Origin of the sequence: Pseudarthrobacter sp. NPDC058196, from assembly GCF_042882685.1 — a bacterium.
Lineage (GTDB): Bacteria > Actinomycetota > Actinomycetes > Actinomycetales > Micrococcaceae > Arthrobacter.
The window spans coordinates 53,917-68,777 of the sequence record NZ_JBHVVN010000012.1 but is presented as its reverse complement, the minus strand read 5'-3'; the positions used below and the strand labels follow the sequence as shown (position 1 = coordinate 68,777).

The following is a 14,861-nucleotide window of genomic DNA, read 5'->3' as shown; positions in this document are numbered from 1 at the left end:
AGCACTGAAAGGAGTCCATCATGGGGTGGCTTATTTTCCTGATCATCGCGGTTGCCGTCGTCGCCGGGGCGTTCTGGGCCAAGAAGTATTTCCGGCACGAGATCGACCGCGCCAAACGGATCAACAGGTCCAACAAGGACCAGTAACACAGTGCCGCGCCGGTTCGCTGGCATACCGTAGTACTACTTTTCGGTATACCTAAATGCGCGCTATCCTCGTCTTATTGATGCCCGCAACGACGAGGACACGTGATGGCTGCTCCAACACTGACGGCCGGCCCTGCCGCCCCCAAGGCCTGGTCCCGCCTCCTGCTGCTCGGACCTGCCTTCGTGGCGGCCATCGCCTATGTGGATCCGGGCAATGTCGCCGCAAACCTGACGGCCGGGGCCAACTTCGGGTACTTGCTCGTGTGGGTCCTCGTGGCCGCCAACGCCATGGCGGTGCTGGTCCAGTACCAGTCAGCAAAGCTTGGTCTAGCCACCGGCATGAGCCTGCCGGAAATCCTGGGCAAGCGGCTGGGTACCAGGCGCCGCCGCGCCTACTGGGCCCAGGCCGAGCTTGTGGCCGGGGCTACGGACATGGCCGAAGTGATCGGTGGCGCGGTGGCGCTGAACCTCCTTTTCGGAGTGCCCCTGCTGGCCGGTGGATTCATCATTGGCGTCGCCTCCATGCTGTTGCTGGCCCTCCAGTCACACCGCGGCCAGAAGTCCTTCGAGATCGCCATCCTGACGCTCCTGGGCGTGATAGCGGTGGGGTTCGTCTCAGGCCTGTTCGTCAGTCCACCTGACGCAGGGGGTGCGCTGGCCGGCCTCGTGCCGCGGTTCGAGGGGACAGATACGGTTCTGCTGGCCGCCAGCATGCTCGGGGCAACGGTCATGCCGCACGCGATTTACCTGCACTCGGCCCTGGCGCGGGACCGCCATGGCTTCTCGCCGGACCCCGGGGTGCGGTCCAGGCTCATCCGGGCCACGCGCGTTGACGTCGCCGGTGCCCTGCTCCTTGCCGGAATCGTTAATATCGCCATGCTGCTGCTGGCCGCCACCAGCCTCCGCGGCGTGGAGGGAACCGGGACCATTGCCGGGGCGCATGCCGCCGTGACGTCGGCACTCGGCCCGGTGATCGGCGTCGTCTTTGCCGTGGGCCTGCTGGCCTCCGGCCTGGCCTCCACCTCGGTGGGCTGCTATGCCGGGGCCACGATCATGGGCGGCCTGTTGAAGGTGAGGGTGCCCCTCCTGGTCCGGCGGATCATTACCCTGATCCCGGCGCTGGTGGTCCTGGGCGCGGGGATTGAGCCGACGCTCGCCCTCGTCTTGAGCCAGGTGCTCCTCAGTTTCGGGATTCCATTCGCGCTGATCCCCCTGATCCGGCTCACCGGCAGCCGTGAGGTGATGGGCATCCATGTGGACTCCAGGCCGCTGCGGATTGCCGGCTGGACCAGTGCCGCGCTGATCGTCGGACTGAACTGCGTCCTGATTGTCCTCACGGTGTCCGGACACGCCTGAGCCGGCGGCGGCAGCCCTGCGCTAGCTGTCCCGGCGGCCCCGGGCCCGGGAGAGAGCCTGGTACCAGTAGAAGGACCTTTTAGGGGTCCGTTCAAGGGTCTCAAAGTCCACATGCACCAGGCCGAAACGCTGCGAGTAGCCGGCAGCCCATTCGAAGTTGTCCATCAGCGTCCACACATAGTAGCCGCGCAAGTCCACGCCCTCGGCAATACCGCCGGGCGCCGTGGCCTCCAGTGCTGTTCCCAGGTGCGTTGCCAAATAGTCCACCCGGTCGGCGTCGTCCAATGTCTCGGATACGCGGTCGGGCTCGGGGAAGCTTGCCCCGCCCTCGGTGATGTACACCGGCGGCAGGGCATTACCGTAGCGGTCCCGCATTTCCTGCAGCAGGATACCCAGGTGGTGTGGTGCCACCGGCCAGCCGAAACCGGTGCTGCCGTATTCCGGGTACCCCACCTCGTGGAAGGGAAGCTTGGCCAGTTCCTGGTGCATGTCCGCCGGCAGGGGCGTGATTCCGGGCCCGAGCGCCACCTTGACCGGGAAGTAATAGTTGAGCCCATAGAAATCCAGCGGCTGGTGGATGGTTTTCAGGTCGGCGTCGGAGATCCTGCCGATGGAACGCAGCCACGGCCTGGCATACAACGGCAAGGACGGGTAGCGGCCCAGCAGGACGGGGTCGGCGTACAGCCGGTTCATCAGCAGGTCGTACAGGTGGGCAACCATCCGGTCGCCGATCTTCCGGGACGCGGGCCTCACCGGTGAGTGCAGGTTCGTCAAGCCGATGCCGCCGCCAACCCCGGCGGCCCGCAGGGCCTGGACTCCCATGCCGTGTGCCAGGAGCTGGTTGTGGATGGCGGGCAGGGCATCGAACATCAGGCGGCGTCCAGGTGCATGCACCCCCAAGGCATAGCCGTTCAGGGTCACCGAGACGGGCTCATTAAGGGTGACCCACTGCGGCACCCGGTCCCCGAACCGCTCGCCGGCCGCACTGGCGTACTCGGCAAAGCGATGCGCCGTGTCCCGGTTCAGCCAGCCGCCCCGATGCTCGAGCGGTAACGGGGTGTCCCAATGGTAAAGAGTGGCCATGGGGGAGATGCCGGCCGCGAGGAGTTCGTCGATCAGCCGGTCGTAGAAATCCAGCCCCTGGGCATTGAAGCTGCCCTGGCCGTCGGGCTGGATGCGGGGCCAGGAGAGCGAGAAACGGTAGGAGCCAACGCCAAGCTCCTTGAGCAGCGCCACATCTTCGGGCAACCTGTTGTAGTGGTCGCAGGCGACGGCGGGGGAGTGGCCGTCCAGGATTGCCCCCGGTTTTTCCGCGAAGGCGTCCCACCCGGAGGGACCCCGACCGTCCGCCTTGAGTGCGCCTTCGATCTGGAACGCCGCTGCCGCAACACCCAGGGTGAACGACGGCGGCACCCGCCCGGCCAGTTCGGTCACCGATTCCGTGCCTTCCATGGTCATGCCCCTATCATCCAGTGGCTTCCCCTCCACGGCAATGGCGGTTCACGCGCCTGAAAAGCGGCGATTCGCTTCTGGCGGGGTTTTCCGGCATACTAGATGAGTTGTTCAAGCGCTTCTTCGCGTCCCGATCCGGATAATGCCGGGTGCAGGGTCCAAGCTGAAGTCCAAACATAACCCACCCCCAAGGAACTGCGGATTCATATGCGCGCCCAGCGCGACACGCCCGACCGCGGGGGTCGGTTACGCCGGCAAGGTGAGGAACCCGGATTTATCCGGATTCAGTTTGTGCGGCGGATGGTGGTCACGACCTCAAATGCTTCGGCAGCCATACAACGAGTAAGTGAACAGGGCAGCCCTAAACCGGGGAAGCACAGACTGAAAGAGAGTCAGGCGACATGGCGGGACAAAAAATCCGCATCCGGCTGAAGTCATACGACCACGAGGTCATTGACGTTTCAGCACGGAAGATCGTTGAGACGGTCACGCGCGCAGGCGCAACGGTAGTTGGCCCCGTGCCGCTGCCGACGGAGAAGAACGTGTACTGCGTGATCCGCTCTCCGCACAAGTACAAGGACAGCCGCGAGCACTTTGAAATGCGCACGCACAAGCGTCTTATCGACATCATCGATCCCACGCCGAAGGCCGTCGACTCGCTCATGCGTCTCGACCTGCCGGCCGACGTGAACATCGAAATCAAGCTGTAGGGAGGTGCTGAGAGACTATGACCGCAACCCGTAACGTAAAGGGCCTGCTGGGCACGAAGCTCGGCATGACCCAGGTCTGGGACGAGAACAACAAGCTCATCCCCGTCACTGTGGTCCAGGCAGATTCGAACGTCATCACCCAGCTGCGCAACGCTGAGGCCGATGGCTACGTCGCCGTTCAGATCGGCTACGGCCAGATCGATCCCCGCAAGGTCACCAAGCCGCTGGCTGGTCACTTTGAAAAGGCAGGCGTCACGCCTCGCCGCCACGTCGTCGAACTTCGTACCGCAGATGCTGCCGAGTACGAGCTGGGCCAGGAGATCTCCGTAGAGGTCTTCGAAGCCGGCCAGAAGATCGACGTCATCGGCACCACCAAGGGTAAGGGCTTCGCCGGTGTTATGAAGCGTCACGGCTTCCACGGCGTTGGAGCTTCCCACGGTGCCCACAAGAACCACCGTAAGCCCGGTTCAATCGGTGGCGCATCCACCCCGAGCCGCGTCTTCAAGGGCATGAAAATGGCCGGCCGCATGGGCGCCGTTCGTCACACCACGCTGAACCTCACCGTTCACGCGGTTGACGTCGAGAAGTCGCTGCTCCTGATCAAGGGTGCCGTTCCCGGTGCCCGCGGCCAGGTCGTCCTCGTACGCACCGCCGTGAAGGGAGCCTAGTTCAATGGCTAACACTGTCCAGGTTGACCTGCCTGCAGAGATCTTCGACGTTCAGACCAACGTGCCGCTGCTGCACCAGGTTGTCGTTGCCCAGCTCGCTGCTGCACGCCAGGGAACCCACAAGACCAAGACCCGCGCTGAAGTTTCCGGTGCAGGACGCAAGCCGTTCAAGCAGAAGGGCACCGGCCGCGCCCGTCAGGGTTCCATCCGTGCTCCTCACATGACCGGCGGTGGCGTTGTCCACGGTCCCACCCCGCGTGACTACAGCCAGCGGACCCCCAAGAAGATGATTGCTGCCGCACTGCGCGGCGCACTCTCCGACCGGGCCCGCAACGGACGCATCCACGTTGTCGCTGAACTGGTTGAAGGCTCCAAGCCTTCCGCCAAGACCGCACTGGCAACGCTCCGCGGTGTTTCCGACCGCAAGAACCTGCTGGTCGTCATCGAGCGCGATAACGATGTTGCCGCACTGTCCGTGCGCAACCTCGCCGGCGTTCACGTTCTGTACGCAGACCAGCTGAACACCTACGACGTTCTCGTCTCCGATGACGTTGTCTTCACCAAGGCAGCCTACGAAGCATTCGTAGCCGCCAAGGCAGCTAAGAACGAGGAGGATGCCAAGTGAGTGCAGCCACCATCAAGGATCCCCGCGACGTCGTGCTTGCACCCGTCGTGTCGGAAAAGAGCTACGGCCTGATCGACGAGGGCAAGTACACCTTCCTGGTGGACCCCCGTTCGAACAAGACCGAGATCAAGCTGGCCGTGGAGAAGATCTTCTCCGTCAAGGTCGAATCGATCAACACCATCAACCGTGCCGGTAAGCGCAAGCGCACCAAATTCGGATGGGGTACCCGCAAGAACACCAAGCGTGCGATTGTCACCCTCAAAGAAGGCACCATCGACATCTTCGGCGGTCCGCTCGCGTAGCGGAGACCACTTTAACGAGGAAATAAATTATGGGAATCCGTAAGTACAAGCCGACTACCCCGGGCCGTCGTGGCTCGAGCGTAGCGGACTTTATCGAAATCACGCGGTCGACGCCGGAAAAGTCGTTGGTACGTCCGCTGCCCAAGAAGGGCGGCCGTAACAACACCGGTAAGATCACCACCCGTCACAAAGGTGGTGGACACAAGCGCCAGTACCGTCTGATCGACTTCCGTCGCCACGACAAGGACGGCGTCAACGCCCGCGTTGCCGAAATCGAGTACGATCCGAACCGCACGGCTCGCATCGCCCTCCTGCACTACGTTGATGGCACCAAGCGTTACATCATCGCCCCCAACAAGCTCTCCCAGGGTGACGTTGTTGAGGCAGGTGCCGGTGCTGACATCAAGCCCGGTAACAACCTGCCGCTGCTCAACATCCCGGTGGGTACCGTCATCCACGCAGTTGAACTGCGTCCGGGCGGCGGCGCCAAGATGGGCCGCTCCGCCGGTGCGTCCATCCAGCTTGTTGCCAAGGAAGGCCGTTTCGCCCAGCTGCGCCTGCCTTCCGGTGAAATCCGCAACGTTGACGTGCGCTGCCGCGCAACCGTCGGCGAGGTCGGCAACGCCGAGCAGTCGAACATCAACTGGGGCAAGGCCGGCCGTATGCGGTGGAAGGGCGTCCGCCCGACCGTCCGTGGTGTCGCCATGAACCCGGTTGACCACCCGCACGGTGGTGGTGAGGGTAAGACGTCCGGTGGACGTAACCCCGTCAACCCGAACGGTAAGCGTGAAGGCCGCACCCGCCGCCCGAACAAAGAGAGCGACAAGCTTATTGTGCGTCGCCGTCGTACTGGCAAGAACAAGCGATAGGAGCCTGGACACATGCCACGCAGCCTGAAAAAAGGTCCTTTCGTTGACCAGCACCTCTTTGTAAAGGTCGCCAGGGAAAACGAAAAGGGCACCAAGAACGTCATCAAGACCTGGTCCCGCCGTTCGATGATCATCCCCGACATGCTCGGGCACACGATCGCCGTACACGACGGACGCAAGCACATCCCGGTGTTTGTCACTGAGTCGATGGTCGGGCACAAGCTCGGCGAATTCGCTCCCACGCGGACATTCCGCGGCCATGTCAAGGACGACCGTAAGGGCAAGCGCCGCTAGGCGCCTGCGTTTACGTCAAAGACGAGAGAAGGAAAGCAATGGAAGCCAAGGCAATTGCGCGCCACATCCGCGTAACGCCTATGAAGGCCCGGCGCGTCGTCAACCTTGTTCGTGGATTGCAAGCGAATGAGGCTCTGGCAATTCTGAAGTTTGCCCCCCAGGCAGCTTCGGAGCCGGTATTCAAGGTAGTTCAGTCGGCAATCTCCAACGCCCGGGTCCTCGCGGACCGCGACGGCGTGGCGTTTGACGAAGGTGACCTCATCATCAGCGAAGCGTTTGTTGATGAAGGCCCGACCATGAAGCGGTTCCAGCCGCGTGCCCAGGGTCGTGCATTTCAGATCAAGAAGCGCACCAGCCACATCACCGTGGTAGTCGCTACCCCGGAGAAAGAGGAGGCTCGCTAAGTGGGACAGAAAGTAAACCCGCACGGGTTCCGACTCGGCATCACCACCGATCACGTATCGCACTGGTTCGCTGACAGCACCAAGGCCGGCCAGCGGTACAAGGACTTCGTTCGCGAAGACATCCGCATCCGCCAGCTCATGTCCACGGGCATGGAGCGCGCCGGTATCGCCAAGGTTGAGATCGAGCGCACCCGTGATCGTGTCCGCGTGGACATCCACACGGCCCGTCCCGGCATCGTCATCGGCCGCCGTGGAGCAGAAGCAGACCGCATCCGCGGCGAGCTCGAAAAGCTCACCGGCAAGCAGGTCCAGCTGAACATCCTCGAGGTCAAGAACCCCGAGATGGAAGCCCAGCTTGTGGCCCAGGGCGTTGCAGAGCAGCTGACTTCCCGCGTGGCATTCCGCCGTGCGATGAAGAAGGCCATGCAGTCCGCACAGCGTGCAGGTGCCAAGGGCATCCGTATCGCCTGCTCGGGCCGCCTCGGTGGCGCTGAAATGTCCCGCTCGGAGTTCTACCGCGAAGGCCGTGTGCCCCTGCACACCCTCCGCGCGAACATCGACTACGGCTTCTACGAGGCCAAGACCACCTTCGGTCGCATCGGCGTGAAGGTCTGGATCTACAAGGGTGACGTCACTGCCAAGGAACTGGCCGCCCAGGCTGCCTCGGCACCGTCCCGCGGCAACCGTGGCGACCGTCCCGGCCGTCCGGGTGGCGCCGACCGCGGTGACCGCCGCCGTCGCAACGACCGCCCGGCCGCTGACGCAGCTCCTGCTGCCGAAGCTCCGGCAGCTGAAGCTGCACCTGCAGCAGCAGAAGGAGGACAGGCTTAAATGCTTATCCCACGTCGAGTCAAGCACCGTAAGCAGCACCACCCGGGTCGTTCCGGCGCTGCCACGGGCGGCACCGAGGTCTCGTTCGGTGAGTGGGGTATCCAGGCTCTGAGCCCGGCATACGTCACCAACCGTCAGATCGAATCTGCCCGTATCGCGATGACCCGCCACATCAAGCGTGGCGGTAAGGTCTGGATCAACATCTACCCGGACCGTCCCCTGACCAAGAAGCCTGCCGAAACCCGCATGGGTTCCGGTAAGGGTTCACCGGAATGGTGGGTCGCCAACGTCAAGCCGGGCCGGGTTCTGTTCGAACTCTCCGGTGTCAATGAAGAGGTAGCTCGCGAGGCCCTGCGCCTGGCAATCCACAAGCTGCCGTTGAAGGCACGCATTGTGCGTCGCGAAGGTGGTGAGTAGAAATGGCAGTAGGATCCAAGGATCTGGCTCCCGCACAGCTGGACGGTTTCGACAACGAGCGTCTCGTTGAAGAACTCCGGAAGGCCAAGGAAGAGCTGTTCAACCTGCGCTTCCAGTCCGCCACCGGACAGCTGGAGAACCACGGTCGCCTGCGCGCAGTAAAGAAGGACATTGCCCGCATCTACACCGTTCTCCGCGAACGCGAGCTGGGCATTCGTGCCGAGGTTGCCGCACCGGTTGTGGAAGCCAAGGAAGAAAAGAAGTCCAAGAAGGCTGCAACCAAGAAGGCCGACAAGGCTGAAACGGTTGAGACCGAGGAGGATGCCAAGTGAGTGAAAAGGACGAGAACGTGACGGAAACTGCTACCGCCGCCAAGGCTGGGGAGCGCGGTTACCGCAAGACGCGTCGCGGCTACGTGGTCTCCGACAAGATGGAGAAGACCATCGTTGTCGAGGTTGAGGACCGCGTAAAGCACGCCCTGTACGGCAAGGTTATCCGCCGTACCTCCAAGGTCAAGGCACACGACGAAGAGAACACCGCCGGCATCGGCGACCTCGTTGTCATCGCCGAGACCCGTCCACTGTCCGCCACCAAGAACTGGCGGCTCGTGGAAATCCTCGAGAAGGCCAAGTAGCACCTGCTGCTTCGCTGTTGCCCCTGCTCCCTTACGGGAGCGGGGGCTTCCTCGTTTAATGGACCCAGAGCGTCACGCCAGGCACTTTTTGGACGCAGCGGACGACGCCGGCGCCTGGCCCAGTGGGGGAGTGGCACCCTTGGTGGGCCGAAAGTCTGCCGTGCGTGACGCCGTCGTCCGTCTTGCGGCGCGGACGCGAGGGGTGATATGGGGACTGGCGGAAAACGTGCTAGGATATTGAGTTTGTATGGCGCCTTTTGTGCGCCGTCATCAACCTCGTAAACAAGCGTGCCACAGCATAGTGCCCCTGTGCGCCCGGGATCCGTCCCGGACCGGATGGGAGCAACTGCTTCTGGCACGGGCGTTTAGGCCTGGTCTGGCAAAATCCAGGCAGGTCAAGAGACACCCCGATCAACCGTTCCGCAAGGCTCATTCCGTAGCAAGACCACGGCCTGAGAACCGGCGCGACGCAAGGAGTAAATAGTGATTCAGCAGGAGTCGCGACTGAAGGTCGCCGACAACACGGGTGCTAAGGAAATCCTTACCATTCGCGTTCTCGGTGGATCCGGCCGTCGCTACGCAGGCATCGGCGACGTCATCGTCGCCACCGTCAAGGATGCAATCCCGGGCGGCAACGTAAAGAAGGGCGATGTGGTCAAGGCCGTCATCGTCCGTACCAAGAAGGAACGCCGCCGTGCGGATGGTTCCTACATCAAGTTTGACGAGAACGCAGCTGTGATCCTGAAGAACGACGGTGACCCCCGGGGTACCCGTATCTTCGGACCGGTTGGTCGTGAACTGCGTGACAAGAAGTTCATGAAGATCGTTTCTCTGGCTCCGGAGGTGCTCTAGTCCATGGCTGCAAAGATCAAGAAGGGTGACCTGGTTCAGGTCATCACTGGCGCCAAGGCTGAGCGCGGCGGCGACCGTGGCAAGCAGGGCAAGGTTCTGCGCGTTTTCACCGACACCAACCGCGTGCTGGTTGAGGGCGTTAACCGCGTCACCAAGCACACTCGGGTTGGACAGTCGCAGCGCGGCACCAAGACCGGCGGCATCGAGGTTGTAGAGGCCCCGATTCACGTTTCCAACGTGGCCCTGGTTGACCCGTCGACCAAGAAGCCGACCCGCGTGGGCTTCCGCCTCGACACTGTGGAGAAGAACGGCGTCAAGAAGACCGTCCGCATCCGCGTGTCCAAGAGCACCGGGAAGGACATCTAATGACCGAGACTATCGAGACCCCGGCAACGAAGATCGTTCCTCGTCTGAAGACCAAGTACGCCGAATCCATCAAGGCTGCGCTGCAGGATGAATTCAAGTACTCGAACGTGAACCAGGTACCCCGTCTGGTGAAGGTTGTTGTGAACATGGGTGTTGGAGATGCCGCCAAGGACTCCAAGCTGATCGACGGCGCTGTCCGCGACCTCACCCAGATCACCGGCCAGAAGCCGCAGGTTACCAAGGCCCGCAAGTCGATCGCACAGTTCAAGCTGCGCGAAGGCATGCCCATCGGTGCGCACGCAACCCTGCGTGGCGACCGCATGTGGGAATTCGTGGACCGCCTGGTCAGCCTGGCCCTGCCCCGTATCCGCGACTTCCGCGGCCTCAGTGGCAAGCAGTTCGATGGCAATGGCAACTACACCTTCGGTCTGACCGAGCAGGTTATGTTCCACGAAATCGACCAGGACAAGATCGACCGCGTCCGCGGTATGGACATCACGGTTGTCACCACTGCGAAGACCGACGACGAAGGCCGTGCGCTGCTCAAGGCGCTTGGTTTCCCGTTCAAAACCGAAGCTTAATTAACTACGTAAAAGGTCCGGCTGCTCCGCTCCCCAGGGGACGGAACGGCGGAAACCGTTATGAGGAAGGGCATGAGCCCACATGACAATGACAGATCCTGTCGCAGATATGCTTACGCGCCTGCGTAACGCAAACTCGGCGTACCACGACTCCGTGACTATGCCGTACAGCAAGCTCAAGGCACGCGTTGCCGACATCCTCAAGGCCGAAGGTTTCATCGCCGGCTGGAAGGAAGAGGACGCAGAGGTTGGCAAGAAGCTGACCCTCGAACTCAAGTTCGGTCCGAACCGCGAGCGTTCCATCGCCGGTGTACGCCGGATCTCCAAGCCGGGTCTCCGCGTTTACGCGAAGTCCACCAACCTCCCGCACGTGCTCGGTGGCCTGGGTATCGCAATCCTGTCCACCTCTTCCGGCCTCCTGACTGATAAGCAGGCCGGCAAGAAGGGCGTGGGCGGCGAAGTCCTCGCGTACGTCTGGTAACGGGAAAGGAAGAGAATAATGTCACGTATTGGACGTCTCCCCATCACCGTTCCTGCCGGCGTTGAGGTCAAGGTTGACGGCTCTGTCGTCAGCGTCAAGGGTTCCAAGGGGGAGCTTAGCCACACTGTGGCCAGCCCCATCGAGGTTGCCCTGGACGAGAACACCCTGACCGTTACCCGCCCGAACGATGAGCGCGCCTCCCGTTCACTCCACGGCCTGACCCGCACCCTGATCGCCAACATGATCCAGGGCGTCACCGCAGGCTACGAGAAGAAGCTTGAAATCGTCGGTACCGGTTACCGCGTTCAGGCCAAGGGATCTGACCTTGAGTTCGCTCTCGGCTACAGCCACCCGGTCAGCGTTTCCGCTCCGGCCGGCATCACCTTTGCAGTAGAGGGTCCGACCAAGCTCTCTGTCTCAGGCATCAACAAGCAGCAGGTCGGCGAAGTTGCTGCCAACATTCGCAAGCTGCGCAAGCCTGACCCCTACAAGGGCAAGGGCATCCGTTACGCCGGCGAAGTCATCCGCCGCAAGGTCGGAAAGGCTGGTAAGTAACCATGGCCATCGCCATTAACAAGAAGCGTACGAACAAGAGCAAGGCAGCTGCACGCAGCCGCCGCCAGCTTCGTATCCGCAAGCGCATTGCCGGTACGGCTGCCCGCCCCCGTTTGGTGGTCAACCGGTCCGCACGCCACGTATTTGTCCAGGTTGTCGACGACAGCATTGGCCAGACCGTAGCAAGCGCGTCCACTCTGGAAGCTGACCTTCGTGCATTCGACGGTGACAAGACTGCCAAGGCCAAGCGCGTCGGCGAGCTCGTTGCCGAACGTGCCAAGGCTGCCGGCGTCGAGGCTGTCGTATTCGACCGTGGTGGTAACAAGTACCACGGCCGGATCGCCGCCGTCGCCGACGGTGCACGCGAAGGTGGGCTGTCACTGTGACCGAAGCAAACAAGGAAAAGGACACTGTGTCTGCAGATCAGAAGGCCCCCGAAGCCGCAGCTGCTGAGACCACTGCCCCCGCTGCCGACGACCGCCGTGGTGGCGCCCGTCGCGGCGAGCGTGGAGACCGTGGCCAGGGCCGCGGCGACCGCGGTGGCCGTGGCGGCCGCGACGGTGGCCGTGAAGCCGAAAAGAACCAGTTCGTAGAGCGCGTTGTCACCATCAACCGCGTTTCCAAGGTCGTCAAGGGTGGTCGTCGCTTCAGCTTCACCGCTCTGGTGGTCGTCGGTGACGGTAACGGCATGGTCGGCGTCGGCTACGGCAAGGCCAAGGAAGTTCCCGCTGCTATCGCCAAGGGCGTTGAAGAGGCCAAGAAGTCCTTCTTCCGCGTTCCCCGCGTTGGCAGCACCATTCCGCACCGCGTTCAGGGTGAAGCCGCTGCCGGCGTCGTAATGCTGCGTCCGGCCTCCGCCGGTACCGGTGTTATCGCCGGTGGTCCGGTCCGTGCAGTACTGGAGTGCGTGGGTATCCACGACATCCTCTCCAAGTCGCTCGGTTCCTCCAACGCCATCAACATCGTTCACGCGACCGTTGATGCCCTGAAGCGCCTCGAAGAGCCGGCATCCGTGGCAGCACGCCGCGGCCTGCCGCTGGACGAGGTTGCCCCGCAGGCACTGGTGAAGGCCCTTCTCGCACCGAAGGCAGGTGCCTAGTCATGGCTAAGAACCTGGTCCCCTCCGACGCTCAGTTGGAGATCACTCAGATCAAGTCCGCCATTGGCGGCAAGCAGAACCAGCGCGACACCTTGCGGTCCCTCGGCCTGAAGCGGATCGGACACACCGTTGTCCGCACCGCCGACGCCGTGACCGTCGGGATGATCAACACGGTTCCGCACCTGGTAAAGGTAGAGGAGGCGAAGTAAATGGCAGAGAACACTGCTGATAAGGCACAGGCTGCTGAGAAGCAGAACGCCCTGAAGGTTCACCACCTGCGTCCCGCTCCGGGTGCCAAGACCGCCAAGACCCGTGTTGGTCGTGGTGAGGCATCCAAGGGTAAGACCGCCGGCCGCGGTACCAAGGGTACGGCTGCCCGCTACCAGGTGAAGGCTGGCTTTGCCGGCGGCCAGCTGCCGCTGCACATGCGCCTGCCGAAGCTGCGCGGATTCAAGAACCCGTTCCGGGTTGAGTTCCAGGTTGTAAACCTGGACAAGCTCAACGAGCTGTTCCCGGAAGGTGGCGCAGTCACCGTGGAGAACCTGGTCGAAAAGGGCGCCGTTCGCAAGAACCAGCCCGTCAAGGTGCTGGGCACCGGCGACATCACCGTCAAGGTTGACGTCACCGCCCACGCATTCTCGGCCAGCGCCGCAGAAAAGATTGCCGCAGCAGGCGGAAGTACCACCGCCCTCTAAAGGGACGGCGCCAGCTGTTGAACTCCCGGTATCCGCGGGCTTTGGCCCCGGATACCGGGAGTTTTCCATATCCGCCGGGCGAATTTTTCCTGCCTTCCGGCGCACCCTGGCTGGTATGGATTGTTCGCATGGCGCATCCAACCGTTAGACTCGGATGTCGGGATTTATCAAGTTCCGCAACCCCACTCTTATTGACACCACAGGAGGACGCTTGCTTAGCGCATTTGGCCGGGCCTTTCGCACGCCTGATCTGCGACGCAAGTTGTTGTTCACGCTGGCAATCATCACCATCTTCCGCTTGGGTGCTTTCATTCCCTCGCCAGGTGTGAACTACCAGAATGTCCAGCAATGCTTGCATAACGGTCAGACTGCCGGCGGGCTTTACCAGCTCGTCAACCTCTTCAGCGGCGGCGCGTTGCTCCAGGTGTCCATCTTCGCCCTGGGCATCATGCCGTACATCACGGCCAGCATCATCGTCCAGCTGCTCCGGGTGGTCATTCCCCGGTTCCAGCAGCTCTACGACGAGGGCGCGTCGGGCCAGTCCAAACTGACCCAGTACACCCGCTACCTCACCATTGCCCTGGGCCTGCTCAACGCCACCACCCTGGTGTCCCTGGCCCGTTCCGGCCAGCTGCTGCCCGGCTGCCAGCTCCCGGTGATCCCGGACACGAGCATCATCACCACCATCCTGATCATCATTACCCTCACGGCCGGCACCGGCCTGATCATGTGGATGGGCGAGCTCGTCACCGAAAAGGGTGTGGGTAACGGCATGTCGCTGCTGATCTTCACCTCCATCGCGGCGCAGTTCCCCACCTCGCTCGGCGCGATCTGGACTTCCCAGGGGCCGGGGACCTTCTTCCTCGTCCTGGTGGTGGGCCTCCTCACGGTCGCCCTGGTGGTCTTCGTGGAACAGTCCCAGCGGCGCGTCCCGGTCCAGTACGCCAAGCGGATGATCGGCCGGCGGACCGTGGGCGGCACCAGCACCTACATCCCCATCAAAGTGAACATGGCCGGCGTTATTCCGGTGATCTTCGCTTCCTCCATGCTTTATATTCCCGGGCTGATTGCACAGTTCAACCAGCCCAAGAACGGCGAGCAGCTCCAGCCGTGGGTTGAATGGATCAACAACAACCTGACCCGCGGTGACCACCCGATCTACATGGTGGTTTATTTCCTGCTGATCGTGTTCTTCACCTACTTCTACGTCGCGATTACCTTCAACCCTGAAGAAGTCTCGGACAACATGAAGAAGTACGGCGGCTTCATTCCAGGTATCCGCGCCGGCCGGCCGACCGCGGATTACCTGCAGTACGTGCTGTCGCGGATCACCCTGCCCGGCGCCCTCTACCTGGGCTTTGTGGCACTGATTCCGCTGGTGGCACTGGTGCTGATCAACGCAAACCAGAACTTCCCGTTCGGTGGCACCTCGATCCTGATCATGGTGGGCGTTGGCCTGGAGACCGTCAAGCAAATTGATGCGCAGCTACAACAACGTCACTACGAAGGGCTTTTGCGATGACG

24 protein-coding genes are annotated in these 14,861 nt (G+C 62.4%); 23 read left to right on the top strand and 1 reads right to left on the bottom strand.

Annotation, left to right across the window (positions count from 1 at the left end):
* Positions 1-20: 20 nt before the first annotated feature.
* Positions 21-146 carry a hypothetical protein gene (locus tag ACFVVC_RS17485; protein ID WP_387456039.1) on the top strand — a complete coding sequence of 42 codons (126 nt, stop codon included), beginning with the start codon at positions 21-23 and terminating at the stop codon, positions 144-146.
* Positions 147-251: 105 nt separating this feature from the next.
* Entirely contained in the window at positions 252-1,502 is a 1,251-nt protein-coding gene (locus tag ACFVVC_RS17480) for an Nramp family divalent metal transporter (protein WP_387456036.1), read from the top strand.
* A 21-nt stretch (positions 1,503-1,523) separates the two neighbouring features.
* Here the strand turns inward: ACFVVC_RS17480 and ACFVVC_RS17475 are convergent, their stop codons facing one another.
* A complete protein-coding gene (locus ACFVVC_RS17475) occupies positions 1,524-2,960 on the bottom strand; it encodes a GH1 family beta-glucosidase (RefSeq protein ID WP_387456033.1) in 1,437 nt (478 codons plus the stop codon).
* Positions 2,961-3,355: 395 nt separating this feature from the next.
* Here ACFVVC_RS17475 and rpsJ point away from each other — a divergent pair, with 395 nt between their 5' ends.
* The 21 genes from rpsJ (at position 3,356) to secY (ending at position 14,859) form a co-directional block, all read left to right on the top strand.
* Complete coding sequence (gene rpsJ, locus ACFVVC_RS17470) at positions 3,356-3,664, top strand: 30S ribosomal protein S10 (protein ID WP_003803825.1); 309 nt, start codon at positions 3,356-3,358, stop codon at positions 3,662-3,664.
* Between the two features lie 17 nt (positions 3,665-3,681).
* Positions 3,682-4,332 (top strand): 50S ribosomal protein L3, encoded by a 651-nt coding sequence (rplC, locus tag ACFVVC_RS17465; protein WP_387456030.1) that lies wholly within the window; start codon positions 3,682-3,684, stop codon positions 4,330-4,332.
* 4 nt (positions 4,333-4,336) lie between these two features.
* Positions 4,337-4,957, top strand: coding sequence for a 50S ribosomal protein L4 (gene rplD, locus ACFVVC_RS17460; protein ID WP_387456027.1), 621 nt, complete (start codon positions 4,337-4,339; stop codon positions 4,955-4,957).
* The gene (gene rplW, locus ACFVVC_RS17455) at positions 4,954-5,259 is read left to right on the top strand and encodes a 50S ribosomal protein L23 (RefSeq protein ID WP_011692807.1); all 306 of its coding nucleotides are present in this window, start codon (positions 4,954-4,956) and stop codon (positions 5,257-5,259) included. Before rplD ends, rplW begins: the two co-directional genes overlap by 4 nt.
* Before the next feature lie 29 nt (positions 5,260-5,288).
* Entirely contained in the window at positions 5,289-6,128 is an 840-nt protein-coding gene (rplB, locus tag ACFVVC_RS17450) for a 50S ribosomal protein L2 (protein WP_026264302.1), read from the top strand.
* 12 nt (positions 6,129-6,140) lie between these two features.
* On the top strand, positions 6,141-6,422 hold the full coding sequence (gene rpsS, locus ACFVVC_RS17445) for a 30S ribosomal protein S19 (protein ID WP_003803803.1): 282 nt from the start codon (positions 6,141-6,143) through the stop codon (positions 6,420-6,422).
* A gap of 38 nt (positions 6,423-6,460) precedes the next feature.
* Complete coding sequence (gene rplV / locus ACFVVC_RS17440) at positions 6,461-6,826, top strand: 50S ribosomal protein L22 (RefSeq protein ID WP_009358304.1); 366 nt, start codon at positions 6,461-6,463, stop codon at positions 6,824-6,826.
* On the top strand, positions 6,827-7,657 hold the full coding sequence (gene rpsC / locus ACFVVC_RS17435) for a 30S ribosomal protein S3 (RefSeq protein WP_018760453.1): 831 nt from the start codon (positions 6,827-6,829) through the stop codon (positions 7,655-7,657).
* The gene (gene rplP / locus ACFVVC_RS17430; RefSeq protein WP_015937848.1) at positions 7,658-8,074 is read left to right on the top strand and encodes a 50S ribosomal protein L16; all 417 of its coding nucleotides are present in this window, start codon (positions 7,658-7,660) and stop codon (positions 8,072-8,074) included. It begins immediately after the preceding gene.
* 2 nt (positions 8,075-8,076) lie between these two features.
* Positions 8,077-8,406 carry a 50S ribosomal protein L29 gene (gene rpmC, locus ACFVVC_RS17425; RefSeq protein WP_163161897.1) on the top strand — a complete coding sequence of 110 codons (330 nt, stop codon included), beginning with the start codon at positions 8,077-8,079 and terminating at the stop codon, positions 8,404-8,406.
* Positions 8,403-8,708: a 30S ribosomal protein S17 gene (rpsQ, locus tag ACFVVC_RS17420; protein WP_018760451.1), complete on the top strand. Its 306-nt coding sequence runs from the start codon at positions 8,403-8,405 to the stop codon at positions 8,706-8,708. Before rpmC ends, rpsQ begins: the two co-directional genes overlap by 4 nt.
* Positions 8,709-9,191: 483 nt before the next feature.
* On the top strand, positions 9,192-9,560 hold the full coding sequence (gene rplN, locus ACFVVC_RS17415) for a 50S ribosomal protein L14 (RefSeq protein WP_003803789.1): 369 nt from the start codon (positions 9,192-9,194) through the stop codon (positions 9,558-9,560).
* Between the two features lie 3 nt (positions 9,561-9,563).
* The gene (gene rplX, locus ACFVVC_RS17410; RefSeq protein WP_018760450.1) at positions 9,564-9,926 is read left to right on the top strand and encodes a 50S ribosomal protein L24; all 363 of its coding nucleotides are present in this window, start codon (positions 9,564-9,566) and stop codon (positions 9,924-9,926) included.
* Entirely contained in the window at positions 9,926-10,507 is a 582-nt protein-coding gene (rplE, locus tag ACFVVC_RS17405) for a 50S ribosomal protein L5 (protein ID WP_018760449.1), read from the top strand. The genes rplX and rplE overlap by 1 nt, the downstream gene beginning before the upstream one ends.
* 82 nt (positions 10,508-10,589) lie before the next feature.
* Positions 10,590-10,988: a 30S ribosomal protein S8 gene (gene rpsH, locus ACFVVC_RS17400; protein WP_018760448.1), complete on the top strand. Its 399-nt coding sequence runs from the start codon at positions 10,590-10,592 to the stop codon at positions 10,986-10,988.
* Between the two features lie 18 nt (positions 10,989-11,006).
* The gene (rplF, locus tag ACFVVC_RS17395) at positions 11,007-11,543 is read left to right on the top strand and encodes a 50S ribosomal protein L6 (protein ID WP_387456018.1); all 537 of its coding nucleotides are present in this window, start codon (positions 11,007-11,009) and stop codon (positions 11,541-11,543) included.
* A gap of 2 nt (positions 11,544-11,545) precedes the next feature.
* On the top strand, positions 11,546-11,929 hold the full coding sequence (gene rplR, locus ACFVVC_RS17390; protein ID WP_018760446.1) for a 50S ribosomal protein L18: 384 nt from the start codon (positions 11,546-11,548) through the stop codon (positions 11,927-11,929).
* Positions 11,926-12,642, top strand: coding sequence for a 30S ribosomal protein S5 (gene rpsE / locus ACFVVC_RS17385; protein ID WP_387456015.1), 717 nt, complete (start codon positions 11,926-11,928; stop codon positions 12,640-12,642). Before rplR ends, rpsE begins: the two co-directional genes overlap by 4 nt.
* Before the next feature lie 2 nt (positions 12,643-12,644).
* Positions 12,645-12,851 (top strand): 50S ribosomal protein L30, encoded by a 207-nt coding sequence (gene rpmD, locus ACFVVC_RS17380; RefSeq protein ID WP_018760444.1) that lies wholly within the window; start codon positions 12,645-12,647, stop codon positions 12,849-12,851.
* On the top strand, positions 12,852-13,337 hold the full coding sequence (gene rplO, locus ACFVVC_RS17375) for a 50S ribosomal protein L15 (RefSeq protein WP_013601817.1): 486 nt from the start codon (positions 12,852-12,854) through the stop codon (positions 13,335-13,337).
* Positions 13,338-13,548: 211 nt separating this feature from the next.
* The gene (gene secY / locus ACFVVC_RS17370; RefSeq protein WP_387456010.1) at positions 13,549-14,859 is read left to right on the top strand and encodes a preprotein translocase subunit SecY; all 1,311 of its coding nucleotides are present in this window, start codon (positions 13,549-13,551) and stop codon (positions 14,857-14,859) included.
* The last annotated feature ends 2 nt before the right edge of the window (positions 14,860-14,861 follow it).